The sequence below is a fragment of the Desulfosporosinus paludis genome, from assembly GCF_045689965.1.
GTDB classification, from domain to species: Bacteria; Bacillota; Desulfitobacteriia; order Desulfitobacteriales; family Desulfitobacteriaceae; genus Desulfosporosinus; species Desulfosporosinus paludis.
This window is the reverse complement of the sequence record NZ_CP144211.1, coordinates 3631003-3644985: the sequence shown is the minus strand read 5'-3', so window position 1 is coordinate 3644985 and position 13983 is coordinate 3631003. Positions and strand designations below refer to the sequence as shown.

13 protein-coding genes are annotated in these 13983 nt (G+C 41.0%); 3 read left to right on the top strand and 10 right to left on the bottom strand.

Translation table 11 applies throughout. The annotated features are described in order from the left end of the window. Positions 1-231: 231 nt before the first annotated feature. From VZF35_RS18120 to nadD, 6 genes are all read right to left on the bottom strand, one after another. Positions 232-1557, bottom strand: a complete 1326-nt coding sequence (locus VZF35_RS18120; RefSeq protein ID WP_407307152.1) for a PhoH family protein — start codon at positions 1555-1557, stop codon at positions 232-234. 436 nt (positions 1558-1993) lie between these two features. Further along, positions 1994-4498 (bottom strand): leucine--tRNA ligase, encoded by a 2505-nt coding sequence (gene leuS / locus VZF35_RS18115; RefSeq protein WP_407307150.1) that lies wholly within the window; start codon positions 4496-4498, stop codon positions 1994-1996. A gap of 283 nt (positions 4499-4781) precedes the next feature. Further along, a complete protein-coding gene (rsfS, locus tag VZF35_RS18110) occupies positions 4782-5138 on the bottom strand; it encodes a ribosome silencing factor (protein ID WP_407307148.1) in 357 nt (118 codons plus the stop codon). Continuing rightward, entirely contained in the window at positions 5128-5709 is a 582-nt protein-coding gene (gene yqeK / locus VZF35_RS18105; RefSeq protein WP_407307147.1) for a bis(5'-nucleosyl)-tetraphosphatase (symmetrical) YqeK, read from the bottom strand. The genes rsfS and yqeK overlap by 11 nt, the downstream gene beginning before the upstream one ends. 183 nt (positions 5710-5892) lie before the next feature. Next, positions 5893-6141 (bottom strand): RNA recognition motif domain-containing protein, encoded by a 249-nt coding sequence (locus VZF35_RS18100; protein WP_407307145.1) that lies wholly within the window; start codon positions 6139-6141, stop codon positions 5893-5895. A gap of 127 nt (positions 6142-6268) precedes the next feature. Further along, complete coding sequence (gene nadD / locus VZF35_RS18095) at positions 6269-6889, bottom strand: nicotinate-nucleotide adenylyltransferase (RefSeq protein WP_407307143.1); 621 nt, start codon at positions 6887-6889, stop codon at positions 6269-6271. Between the two features lie 311 nt (positions 6890-7200). Between nadD and VZF35_RS18090 the strand changes: the two genes are divergently transcribed. The 3 genes from VZF35_RS18090 (at position 7201) to VZF35_RS18080 (ending at position 9054) form a co-directional block, all read left to right on the top strand. Next, positions 7201-7539, top strand: a complete 339-nt coding sequence (locus tag VZF35_RS18090) for a hypothetical protein (RefSeq protein WP_407314885.1) — start codon at positions 7201-7203, stop codon at positions 7537-7539. Next, positions 7505-7594, top strand: a complete 90-nt coding sequence (locus VZF35_RS18085; protein ID WP_407314696.1) for a hypothetical protein — start codon at positions 7505-7507, stop codon at positions 7592-7594. Before VZF35_RS18090 ends, VZF35_RS18085 begins: the two co-directional genes overlap by 35 nt. Positions 7595-7989: 395 nt before the next feature. Further along, the gene (locus tag VZF35_RS18080; protein WP_407307141.1) at positions 7990-9054 is read left to right on the top strand and encodes a glycosyl hydrolase family 18 protein; all 1065 of its coding nucleotides are present in this window, start codon (positions 7990-7992) and stop codon (positions 9052-9054) included. A gap of 140 nt (positions 9055-9194) precedes the next feature. Here the strand turns inward: VZF35_RS18080 and VZF35_RS18075 are convergent, their stop codons facing one another. The 4 genes from VZF35_RS18075 to VZF35_RS18060 all read right to left on the bottom strand — a co-directional run bounded on the left by VZF35_RS18075 (position 9195) and on the right by VZF35_RS18060 (position 13831). Next, a complete protein-coding gene (locus tag VZF35_RS18075) occupies positions 9195-9401 on the bottom strand; it encodes a hypothetical protein (protein WP_407307139.1) in 207 nt (68 codons plus the stop codon). Between the two features lie 194 nt (positions 9402-9595). Then, entirely contained in the window at positions 9596-11515 is a 1920-nt protein-coding gene (gene asnB / locus VZF35_RS18070; protein ID WP_407307137.1) for an asparagine synthase (glutamine-hydrolyzing), read from the bottom strand. A gap of 435 nt (positions 11516-11950) precedes the next feature. After that, positions 11951-12868 (bottom strand): leucine-rich repeat domain-containing protein, encoded by a 918-nt coding sequence (locus tag VZF35_RS18065; RefSeq protein WP_407307135.1) that lies wholly within the window; start codon positions 12866-12868, stop codon positions 11951-11953. Between the two features lie 99 nt (positions 12869-12967). Next, a complete protein-coding gene (locus tag VZF35_RS18060; protein WP_407307133.1) occupies positions 12968-13831 on the bottom strand; it encodes a hypothetical protein in 864 nt (287 codons plus the stop codon). Positions 13832-13983: the final 152 nt, after the last annotated feature.

Here is a 13983-nt window from a genome sequence, read left to right as displayed (position 1 = left end):
CGTTTATCCTGTCGGATAAGATGATTTCAAGGAACGTCAAACAAAAGCACCCCATTTAGGTCAAAAACCCACTGACGAATTGCTCAGGAAAACCCCCTTATTTAGCAACTCAAAATCGAGACGGCGTAAATGAACTATGCCGTCTCTCATAATTACGCCTAAGCAAAGCAACCATCCCAATCCCTTCGCCTCGACTAAAGCCCAGGGACGCAGGGTCATGCAGTGACGTCTCTACAGCAAACTCGCCGCCCGAGTCGCGAGATCGCTCCGTTCTCCATGAATCAAATGAACTTGACCATAAAAAGATTGTCCCTTTAGCCGGGAGGCAATATACGCTAAACCATTACTTTCTTTGTCCAGGTATGGGTGATCGATTTGATCCGTATCTCCGCAAAGAACGATTTTAGTTCCTTCCCCAGCACGAGTTATTATCGTCTTAACCTCATGAGCCGTAAGATTCTGTGCTTCATCGATAATCAGAAATTGATGAGGAATACTACGGCCCCGTATATACGTCAGAACCTCTATTTCTAATTGCTTCTTCTTAACGAGCAGGTCAATAGCGCTCTCCACGATAGACTCGCCACTTCTCTCACGATCCTTCTCTTTTCTAGATCTTAACAAATACTCGAGATTATCATAAATAGGCTGCATATATGGGCGAACTTTTTGTTCCTTTTCCCCAGGAAGGAACCCTATATCCTTACCAAAAGGAATAATAGGCCTGGCGCAAAGCATTCTCAAATATATTTCTTCATGAACTGTCTGTTCTAAACCGCTTGCTAACGCTAGAAGGGTTTTCCCTGTACCTGCCGGCCCCATCAGATTAACCAGCTTAATCTCTGGATTGTGAAGCATTTCCAAAGCCCATGATTGTTCAATATTTTTAGGCCGAATATCCCAAGAAGCTCGGCCTTGCCCCATGCAATTAATTAATTTATGCCCGTCCGGCGATGAAACAAGCGGAAGGACACAATGATCACTCAAAACAGTTTTAAAACAACCATTAGGAGTCAACGTTTCTTTCCATGGAATCACGTTATTCTGGTAAAGCTCGGCTACCTCATCGTCTTTAAGCATCAAAGTCAAGACTTCATCTTTGATCCGTGGCAGAGTAACCTTGTCGTTGTAATAATCCTCCGTCAAAATCCCTAAGGCATCTGCTTTGACACGCATTGCAATATCTTTAGTGACCAATATTACCGTACGTTCTTCTTCACGTGCAAGACTCAAAGAAACCGCCAAAATTCGATTGTCTGCCATACTCATGTCCGAATTGACAGGCAAAATTTCCTTTGAATAATGATTAAGCTCAATCCGAATTTTACCTCCATCGGGTAAATTAACCCCTTGAGAAAGCTGCCCGTTATTTCGCATTCGGTCAAGGTTTCGAATAGCCTCCCTCGCCGCTTGGCCAACATTGTCTTGAAGGCGTTTTTTACTTTCTATTTCCTCTAAAACCACAAAGGGAATAGTGACATCATTATCTTGGAACTGAAAGATTGCTTTGGGATCATGCAATAACACGCTGGAATCGAGCACATAGACTTTTTGCAAAAATAACACTTCCTTTTGCTGCTCTTTTAATATCATATTCCATAATATTCTAAATATCTTCAATGTAACATACCAAGCGCTAAACCAGTCTCACTTAAACTATATTCCATAATGAACTAACCATGACAACCTACAGATACGCAATAAAGAAAACTCGGCTTGTGCCGAGCTTGAGAAGACAGAAGCCGTTAGTTGAACTTATGCTTCCAGACGAAGACACTGTCTTCGCACGAATTAGCCTTCTTGCAGTATTCAACCGAAGGCTATACTTTCTGACTAGTATAAAAAATGCCATGCCTTTAAAAGCATGACAAAAAACGAAGAGGAAGCAGAAAAACTGCTTCCCCATCCCCAAACAAGACGGTGCACATAAAATGCGCCGTCTTCCACGCATCTTAAAAATTACCACTTAATCCTATCCTCAACCCAGGACCTCTTACTTCACTACCAAATTCACCAATTTTCCTGGGACCGTAATTACCTTGATAATTGTCTTTCCCTGCGTCCATTCAAGAACTTTTGGTTGGGAAACAACAATCTTTTCTAATTCGGCTGCGGACATTTCAGCTGCGACTTGAATCCGGTCCCGGACCTTTCCGTTCACTTGGAGAACTACCGTCACTTCATCTTGAACGAGAGCTGTTTCATCCACTTTCGGCCAGGACTGTTCATGGATACTGTCTGTATGCCCGATTTCCTGCCAAAGCTCCTCCGTAATATGCGGTGCGAAAGGTGCCAGGAGTATTAGAATGCCCTCGACAGCCTCTCTGCCAACCAAAGGATTAGCAGTCGGCTGCTCTTTATAAAGATACAGCGCGTTTACCCACTCCATGATCGTACTGATAGCAGTGTTGAAATTATAACGCGTCCCAACGTCCATTGTTACCCTCTGAATAGCCATATGGGTTTGACGTCGCATTTCCTTTCCTGCAGAGTCAAGGTTCTCCCATAACCCACCTTGTTCAGATCCAGTCGGAATGTGCTTTCTCGTTCCCTTGATAAGAAGCTCATATTGGGCAACTAAACGCCATACTCGATTAAGGAAACGGTAACAACCTTCAACCCCCTGATCACTCCACTCCAGGTCTCTTTCTGGCGGGGCTGCAAAGAGAATAAATAACCTTGCAGTGTCAGCACCATATTTTCCGATAATTACCTCGGGACTGACGATATTCCCTTTAGATTTGGACATTTTAGAGCCATCCATACAAACCATACCCTGAGTCAATAAATTTTGAAATGGTTCACTCGCTCTCAAATATCCAAAATCCCGCAAGGCTTTTGTAAAAAACCGCGCATACAAGAGGTGGAGAATCGCGTGTTCAACTCCGCCCACATATTGATCAACATTCATCCACTGATCCACAGCAGATTTGGTAAAAGGTTCTTCCGTATTGCGGGGATCTGTGTATCTCAGGAAATACCATGAAGAACATGCAAACGTATCCATAGTATCGGTTTCTCGGCGAGCAGCTCCACCGCACTTCGGACAAGTTGTTTCAGTAAACGATCGGGAGGTCGCTAAAGGATTTTCTCCAGATTTAAACACGACATCCGGAGGAAGCATAACAGGCAATTGATCTTCTGGGACGGGCACCGTACCACAAGCTTCACAATAAACCATAGGAATTGGCGCTCCCCAATAACGTTGACGAGAAATAAGCCAGTCGCGCAAACGGAAATTGACCTGGCGTTGCCCTACACCGCAACGCTCTACTTCATCCGCAATTCTTTCCCAGGCCTCATCACTGTCCAGACCATCAAATGAACCTGAATCGACCAAAATCCCTGCACTAGTATAAGCTGCTTTGAGCGGCTTGTCTTTCTCCTCGGGTAAACTCTCGAGAGGCATAATAACAGTTTTAATCTCTAAATTGTACTTCGTCGCAAATTCGAAGTCCCGCTCATCATGTGCAGGAACTCCCATAACTGCACCAGTACCATATTCAAATAGAACATAATTGGCAATCCAGATTGGCAGTCTCTTCCCGCTTAGAGGATTAAGACAGTAAGATCCAATGAACAATCCTTCTTTTTCAGCTTCTGTCGAAGTACGAGCAATTTCATTAAGTCCATTCATCTTCTGAATGAAAGCCAGTACATCTGCCTCATACTCTGTCCCGCGCACCAACTCGAGAACCAGGGGATGTTCTGGGGCTAAAACTACATAGCTTACTCCAAAAAGCGTATCCACCCGAGTAGTGTACACTGAAATTTTTTCCGGACGCTCCTCCAAAGCGAATTTAACTTCGACCCCTTCTGAACGGCCAATCCAATTACGCTGCATGGTTTTTACCTTTTCAGGCCAACCCGGTAACTCATCCAGATCTTTTAACAGAGTCTCTGCGTAATCTGTAATTTTGAAAAACCATTGTTCTAAGTTTTTCTTGGTCACAAGAGTGTCACACCGTTCACATGCTCCATCCACAACTTGTTCATTTGCTAAAACGGTACTGCAGGACGGGCACCAGTTAACTGCTGCCTTCTTCTTATAAACCAATCCATGTTTGAAGAACTCTAAAAACATCCACTGTGTCCACTTGTAATAACCTGGATGGCAAGTCGCTACTTCCCGATCCCAATCATAGGAAATTCCCATTCCCTTAAGTTGACGCTGCATATTCGCAATATTTTTCCAGGTCCAATCTGCCGGTGGCGTCTGATGCTTAATTGCCGCGTTTTCTGCAGGCAGACCGAAAGAATCCCAGCCGATTGGGTGGAGAACATTAAAGCCCTGCATCCGTTTGAAACGAGCAATAACATCTGCGATGGAATAGTTTCGCACATGTCCCATATGTAAATCCCCTGATGGATAAGGAAACATAGCCAAAGCATAGTATTTTGGCTTACTGGAATTTTCCTCAGTTTTATAGGATTTTTCCTCTATCCATTTTTTTTGCCATTTAGGTTCGATCTCTGTAAACGAATACTTCTCTTGCACTGACCTTTCCCCCTTATAATCAAGAAAAAACTCAACCTTACCTGTCTTCTCCCTATAAACTTCTATTCTCTAGACATGTATAATACTTTCTGATTAGTACCAAAAATCCCCCCGTCCCAAGGGACGAGAGGCTTGCACCAACCGCCGACTTTCTAAAGCAGGTTCCTTAGTACCGCTCCCTATCATTACCTTACTATATAGCAGCTTCAATATTTGTAGTTCACTCATTTGTTGTTTGCAAAATTTCCCCTATCGAAAAGAGATAATGACGAAATAAAATCCGTTAGCTTAAGCCGGCGAATGAAATAACCTGTGCGTCCTTCCAGAGGCGCTCCAGTTGATAGAATTCGCGCTGGTCCGAAGTCATTACATGAATCACTAAATCTCCACTGCAATCCATCAGTACCCATTTGGCGTCCGGCAATCCTTCAGTATGTAGAACCGGAATCCCGAGTTCAGGCAATTTCTCCTCCAAATGATTCGTGATAGCTTTCACCTGAGTCGTCGAATTTCCAGTCACGATTAAACAGTAGTCCGTGACCACAGAGATACTCTTCAAATTTAGTAGAGTGATGTCGCCACCTTTTTTATCTTCGACGATATTAATAACTTCTGTAAGCATTTTTTGATCAATTTCCAACAGTTAGCCTCCTTTTTAAATCATCATAAGTTAATTGTGTTAAGGGATGAATCGGATGGTTGCTCTCCTTTAAATATATCAAAGTGCCTTCAACACAGTCTAACGTGCCCCTATCTAAATCATCATACAAGGATTGTCGCAACTTGTCCACTTCTGGAAAAGTACGGTTAGGTTCTGTCAAATCAGCACTATAAATCAACATCTCTAAGCGGGACATTCCAGGTCTCCCCAAAGTATGACTAGCAATAGCTGCCAACAAGTCCCTGTCATCTATTTTAAAATAATGTTCCAGCCAATAAGCCGAAAGACGTCCATGTAAAACATACGGGTATTGTTCGTCTTCAGGGTATTCGAATAAATTCCAGAACCGAGCTAAACCTAACTGCTCTTGAGCTGGAAGCTCCTTCGATAAATCATGGGCTAATCCTGCACAACGCGCTTTAATCGGATCCACGCCATGTCGCCGTGCTAATTCCTCGGCATAATCAGCAACACCCAGCGTATGTTTCAATCTTGAAGCTGAAAGCATATGTGTTGCCAGACTCATCGCATCTTCGACCCGCAATTCCATTTTTCCCCATTCCCCCTTAAATACCCAAATCATCTATTTCTTTTTGCATTATCTTACATTCTATCAATTAAGAGCATTAACTGCAAAGATTTTTAGCTACAATAGACGTAGGGGCTTTAAAGCTGGAAAAAAGAAGGGAGACCCACAAGCTTGTCAGAGGTCTCCCTTCCAGTCCGCGGGATATTACATTTGTTTAGGTTTAGCTTCATTTACGGTTAATGGCCTTCCACCAAAATCTTTGCCATTTAACTCTTCTGCCATACGTGCTGCATCTTCTTCTCCAACCTCGATAAAGCCAAACCCCCTGGAGCGGCCTGTCTCACGATCGGTTATAATTCGGCTGCTTTCCACTCGACCATAGCCGCCAAAGAATTCCCCGAGTTCATCCGCAGTAGTATTCCACGGGAGATTTCCGACATAAAGTGTTGTCATGCTAATCTTCACCTCTTTGAATTTGATTCATTTTTAGTATGGTCAAATCCTTCAAGACTATGCGAACCAACCTTTAATTGTTTAATACCTTCTTTATTGTTTAATTCGTTTTATTAGGCATCGAATTTCAAGTATATAAATTATGTTCCTGAATAAATAACCGAACGGATTCCGGTAATAAATAGCGTATAGGTTGTCGATGCCTAACTCGAAACCGAATATCCGTGGAGGATATTGCTAAAGCAGGCACCTCCAAATAATGAATCTTCCCTATAATATCCGGGTGTTCCTCTTGAACATGCTCCAGGAAATCGCTGGCATCAAATCCTGGACGAGCAGCGCCAATAAATTCAATTAACGTCAGGATTTCCTCTGCTTCACGCCAAGAAAAAATTTCTCGGAGAGCATCCGTTCCTGTGATAAAATACAACTCATGCTCAGGCCAAGCACGGCTCAAAACACGCAAAGTTTCAACAGTGTAGGAAGGCCCTTGTCTCTCGATTTCCAAGGAAGAACAGGCAAAAGCCGGATTATCTTGAATAGCACGTTCAACCATCTCAAAACGCAGTTCCCCCGCAGAAATATCTCTGCGATTTTTATGAGGCGGTATCCCAGTAGGAATAAATAACACCTTACTCAGATTAAATTTGCTGCGCGCCATTTCTGCAGCAACTAAATGCCCATAATGAATAGGATCGAAGGTCCCACCCATAATACCTAAATGGTTCACTTTTTTATTATTACTCATTATCTTCTTCTCCATATCTAAACAGGATTTTTATTTGATTATATATAAAAAACAATAAGATTTAAATGTTATTAGTTTAATACAGGAAAAGCCTAATTCCGGGGTGAATGGTTTTTGATAATTCCACTGATATTTATTAATGCCATCCTATACCTATTAACGTGAACTACTTTAAGATTCTTGGCGACGGGCTAGAACTCAAAACCAATAAAAGGCTTTATTAAATCAGGAGTTATACAGTTCATGGGAATATATGGGCAATTCGTAACTTTAAAAGAATCCAAAAATATCTCGTAAATCTCCAAAAAGACTTGACTTTTTCGAAAGTCCCCCATAATCGCGATGGATGGCATTTTGTCATTATTCTAGCGATTCTGTGGCGCCTTTGGGTCAAAGCCAGTCAGGAGAATGAAAAACAAACTAAACTTGATCTTGCAAAACAAATGCTCTTAGAGGTGCGTCAGGCGAACAATGCCAGACTGTGGGTTGCTATGGATCGCTGGTATCTTTGCAAGAAATTCCTGAAATGGCTTATAGATGAGAGGTTTGACTGGGTTACCAAAGCTAAACGCAATACGGTGCCATGTGGGTATTTACCTTGGCAACTCGCAATTTATCAGTGCAACTACCCACAAAGGGGTCATGATTAACTCCTTTACACCTTACTGGTTGAACGCATACGAAGCTGCCAGAAGGGTTCAGTAACCTTAGAGTGTAAATTTAAAAACGGGCTAAATGGAACATCCATTTAGTCCGTTTTTAAATTTATAATCCAGCTTTACTACTAAATCCGTCACCTTCAGTGGAATCTTAGGAATCTTAGGAATCTTAGAAACCTGATAAAACCTCGTGTTCCTTATTTACCTTAAACCGCTAGTAGCGATATGTATGTAAAGGATTCGACTCAAATAGCCATTTTCATTCAATTTTAATCTTTTTTTAAAAAACTTTTCAAATTATAATGCTACAATTTACTTAGCACCAAAACGAGATGCTGACAGGTTCCAATCTCAAATTGTCTTTATTAGTCGATTTAAATAGTAATACACTCCAACAATCCGCCAATAAACGCAGCTTATTAGTTAGAAAGGCATATTCCTATGTATAAAATAAACAAACGTTTACTGTTTTTATCCACAGTTACCGTCATTTGTATTCTAACTGCAACAATTTTTCTTATTACAAATACTATGAACGCCTCTCCTAAGAGAATTCGTTCGATTAACGGTTGGATTCCTTACTGGGATCAAGCAACAGCTATTACCTCCGTTAAGAATAATCCAGAAGTATTTAATGAGATCTCACCTTTCTGGTATGATGCAACAAAGAGCGGCTATATTAAACCACTTAATAACTCAGAGGATCCTCAAATAATAAAATACGCTCAGAATAATAAATTAACTCTCACACCCTTAATTAGTAACGAATTCAGCTCAAGTTTAATATCCACCATTGTTAATGATCCTGTATTGATGCAAAATCACATCCAAAATATCGTCAACAAAGTAATAACTCAGAACTACTCAGGGATAGACCTTGATTACGAGAATGTTTTACCATCCGATAAAGAGGCTTTTACCATATTTGTTCAAAAATTAGCAAATGCCCTTCATGAAAAAAATAAGCTTCTTTATGTAACCCTGACTTCTAAGACTACAGCAACTGAACACCCTGGACAGGATTACAAGGCCATTGGTGAAGCAGCCGACAAAGTCCGTATTATGGCCTATGATTATTCTTGGTCTACGTCCAGTCCCGGTCCCATTGCCCCAGTGGATTGGGTCAATAACATAATTTCCTATACGACATCGGTTATTAATCCGAATAAAATCGAATTAGGCATTCCAGATTACGGCTATAATTGGTCGGGCTCTAAAGGTATAGGAATAGATTATTTGCAGGCTATAAATACAGCCACTCGTTATAACATCAAGGTTACCAATGATCCAAAAAGCGGTCCACATTATAGCTACTCAGATATTAAAGGCAATCATACGGTATGGTTTGAAAACAAAGCATCTATCCAACCTCTTCTCGACCTAGTAAACAAGTATAACCTAAACGGCATTTCAATTTGGAGTTTGGGGGGTGAAGATCCTAAAATCTATACAGCGATTAATGCGAAATTCCCATCCATTGTTGAAATTGCAAGATTAAATAAATAGACTTACATCATCGACCATAATATTTTCTAGGGTCTCGCTTATATGTTCTGCCTCAGAAAATTTATAAACCGTTTTTAATTCCTTTAAATTGAAATCAAAAGCAGTTTTGACCGTATTAGGTAGAAGCTGCTTTTTGTTTCTTAAATACGTACTGTTATTTTAAAAAACTTAATAAAACGGGTTAACAATATCAAACCGCCAACAATCCAGCAATAATAAGCAAAAGGCTTCATGGCTTTAATTTCTTTTCTTTTAAACCAACGCATTAAAATTGTAACCGCAATGTAGGCAAATATTCCGGCATAAGAAGAGCTAAACTCATAATGCTCCTTTCGACCCGACTTCATTAACATAGAAAGACATAATTTAAGATTAAAAGTCTTTTTCAACCAGTTAATTTGTGGGATTAATAGAAAATCGCTTTAATTGTAAATCTAAACGGTTTTGACCGAACTCAAATAGTTTTTGTTAGGGTGCCTGTACTAATAATTCACTCCTGTGACCTAGTAATATTGTATTGTTGGCAGCTTTTACTTTACTTCTAGCGTGCCGTATTAACTAACTTCTGCTTTGGCCGACGAATGCCCATGTTCTGTGGTTGTTTGCTCAACGATTGCCAATACAACTCAAGACTATAAAGAGCCCAGAGTAGACGTGCAGCGCGTTGGGAATTGGTTTGCTGCAAAAAAACTTCCAACTTTGACAAATTAAAAACCCCAGCAGTCAAATTGCCGGCATCAAAAACGATCTCCCGAACGCGATGTTGCCACTCACCAGCTATCCAGGCTGTCAATGGTACAGGAAAACCGTTTTTTGCCTGTCGACACAATTGAGGCGGTAGATATGCACGCATAGCCTGGCGGAGAAGTTCTTTAGTTCGTCCTCGTTGGATTTTTAAGCCGGTTTCCAGCCCCATAGTATACTCGACCAGCTTGTGATCCAGATAAGGCACCCGAATTTCCAAACTATGCGCCATGGTAATTTTATCGGACTTCATCAGAGTGTTTTCCGGTAACCACGACCGCATGTCAAAGCGAAGCATACTTTCTTCCTCAGCTCTCCAGGTATTTGTTAGCTCTTCAAAACCAAAGTATTGTTTGACTTTGCTCAATTGTTGTTGCAGTATATCCATGCGGTACAAACTATTTTTTTCCGCCGTATTTAACAAGCCACCGACACCGGCATAGCGCTCGGTCAAATTACGCTGATAATGCCGATCTAACTGAGGCATTAATTTTGCGGCCCCGGCCCGTAACCAGGCTGGTGTTGCCTGATAGAGACGTCGGTTAATCGGCTCCCAATAGACGGAATATCCCCCGAAAAGTTCATCTGCTCCTTCACCGGAGAAGATCACCTTTTCACCGGCTACAGTAGCAGTTTCAGACAAAAAGTACAAAGGAATCGCAGTGGGATCGGCAATTGGCTCATCAAGAGCTTGAATAATCTCCGGCAACCGTTGTTCCACTTCCGCACGCCCCACCAGTCTTTCAGAATGTTGTGTCCCTAGGATCTTCGCTACAGCTTTCGCTTGATCCAACTCAGAATAAAATCGAAAATCTTTAGTCAGCCGGGGCTGTTCAAATCCAACGGCATATGTTCTTGCCTGCTCCAATCCTGCCGCTTGGTGCATGGCCACCAAACCGGAAGAATCGAGCCCTCCACTAAAAAAATATCCTGCTCGTACTTCTTCCGGCCAGCGAATTCGCCATGACTCCCATAAATGGTGCCGGATTTCCTCAATAGCTATATCTTTATCGACCATATACTGCTCTTCAGGCATTTGCCAGTAGACTAAGCTCTGACAAACCAATCGATGTTCTTTCTCTTGGACCATCACGCAGGTTCCCGGCTCCACTTTTCGTATCCCTTGGAATATCGTAAAGGGAGCTGGTACATAGCGGGTACTCAGATATAGATCTAGTGACAATGGATCTAGCACAGGCTGTACCCCACCCTTAAGGAGAGCTTTGATTTCCGAAGCAAACTTCAATTCCCGTTGATCCGGTGATAACCAATAGTATAAAGGTTTAACGCCCAAGCGATCACGGAACAACAGCAGTCTTCTCTTACATTCATCCCAAATAGCTGCGGCAAAAACACCCCTCAAGCGGTTAGCCAGGGTAAATCCCCATTCCTCATAAAGATGGGCTAGCACATCCCCGTCACTGCCTTGATTCAGCAAGTGGCCTCGATTTGTAAGCTCATTTATTAATTCTCTATAGTTATAAATTTCACCATTAAATACTACTCGAATCAGCCCATTTTCATTAGAAAAGGGTTGATGCCCTCCGCAACTATCTACAATAGCTAAACGCCGAAAACCAAGCCCCATACCATGCTGCTCATAGTAACCTTCTTGATCCGGCCCTCTATGGGACAGGGTGGTTGTCATCTTCTCCAGTAATTCCAGCGTTCTCTCCGTTCCGCTTTCTATATGCCATTGGCCGCAAATGCCGCACATTGAATTTCCTCCTTTGTTACTGAACTTATTTTAAATTATTATTACCTTTCTTAACCAAATTGCATTAAAATTGTATTAAAATATTAGCTAAGCAGTGTGATTTTTCAAAAGGAAGTTTTTGTGAACAAATAATTATGTTAAGGTCTTGAGATTTTCTTGCTGAACAAAATATCCTATTCATAATTCACAATGTCATCCCTTCCAAGAAATTGAGCTCTCCGCTTTAGCCGAAATCATACCACGCCCCATAAAGTAACTATTGGCTTTTATCTTCGTATTAATGAACGCCTACAAAGGAGCTCGACGGGTTCTGCAAATGAATATTAAACCATAATAGAAGCGGACTGAATGAGCTCTCCATTCAGTCCGTTTTCTTAACGATGCTAGTTATAAGCTTTGGTGTCACATTTTAATTAAGTTCTACAGAATTCCTGACTAAACTTCTTTTATAGTTTTGAATTTCCGATTGTATTTTTTTGCATATGTATTTGCGGTAGATGGGGCATATCCAATAATCTTTGTTGCGGTTGGAATTGCACCTGGATCATCATATGTTATAGTCGTTTTTGCCGAGTTAAATCTAATACTTCTTAAACCTGAGCAATTGGCAAATCCCCCGTAGCCAATATTTGTTACTTCTTTTGGAATGATTATAGTCGATAGGCGTGTGCAGCGACTGAAAGCATTATTGCCAATGGTTGTTACTCCTCGCGGAATCCTTACACTAATTAGGCTTGTACAACCGCTAAAAGTCCCGTCGGTAATACTTTTTACTCCTTCAGGAATATTGATAGTAGTTAAATGTGTGCAACTACTGAACGCATCATTGCCGATAATTGTTACTCCTTTAGGAATGTTAATGGCAGTTAAGCCAGAGCAATCGTAAAAAGCCCAATCTTCGATACATGTCACTCCTCGCGGAATGATTATATGAGTTAAACCTGCACAATGGGCGAAAACCCCGTAGCTGATATAGGGTATTCCTTGGGGAATTCTAATGTTATTTAAGTTTATACACCGATCGAAAGCATCGACACCAATATATGTTACCCCTTGTGGAATGATAATACTCGTTAAGCCGGTGCAATTGTAAAAAGCTCTGTCCCCGATACCTGTTACGGGAAATCCACCTAATGTATCTGGTATTGTTACAGTTCCCCCCTTCCCCGTGTATTTTGCTATTTTGGCTTTACCAGATATTACACTGTAACTATAATCCCCCTCCTGGAGATCTTGAGTTAGTTGGACCGGTTGAACTGATAGTACTGGTCGGGCTGATAGCGCAAATTGTTCTGATTGAGGTTGGCGGCTACACCCAACCATTAAAATAGACGCCATCAGTACTACTAACATTTTTCTACAATTAAATATTCTCATATTAACTCCCATTCCCTTGCTTGAGCTCAAGAAACAAGAATGTATTCAATTAATGAACGAGAATGTCTTCATCCCCTATTGCTCGGTCTCATTTAATTCGGAACTTGTTAAATAGCCGATATTCTCCCCAACCAGATTCTGGTCTCTCTTTGTTATCGTCAGGAAAATTACAATGCTCAATATTGTTATTAAAAATATTGAACTGGTATCAATCGTTCCTAAAGAAAGTCCACCATCAGTTCGGGATTGTGAAAGAAAATCACCCAAGGATGCACCTAGAGGACGTGTTAATATATAAGCGATCCAGAATGCAAGAACTGAATTTAGCTTAAAGCGATAGAAAGCAAAGGTTACTACTCCGATCAAACCGGCAAACATAAGGGCTGATTTCCAGTAACCTAGATTAAGTTGCTCTGCTACAAAATCGCCTGCAGCAGTACCCAGTGCAAAAGTAAAGAGAATTGCTAACCAATAAAAGGCCTCTCTTTTAGTAGTGTAGATAGAATGAATTGATAGTGTCTTTTCACTGGCATACCAAGCGACAAAGGTAACGATTAGAGCTGCAGAAAATGTGATAGTTGTAATTTCTAAAGGTACACCAAAATGATCCACAAGGTTATCGGTTATCAGTGTACCGACAACACTAATTAGAACAACTGAAAGCCAGTAAATGCTTGGCACGTATTTTCTAAATTTAAACTGAAAGAACAAAGTAATCATCAAGAGGCCGCTCATTATAAAGGTTGTAATAGTTAAACCTAAATTTAGGTTTGAGTTCAGAAAATCAGCAGCTGTTTCACCGACGGTTGTTGCCAATACCTTAATGAGCCAGAAGAATACGGTAATTTCCGGAACCTTATTAAGCATCTTTCTTATTGTGTGAAAGGATTTTACTTCATTGAAATTTGTTTTATCATTGATTAATCCATGATTTTTCACAGAGAAAGTCCCCCTTTTTTGTATACATTTTCTATTTTAACCAATAATTAAGGAGATAATCCAATTGATTATCTCCTTAATTTCAGGGTACTTTTTACTATGTGTAACTAGGTCAATTCGTGCTTACCTTTTAATAATCTTGGCAACCAGGT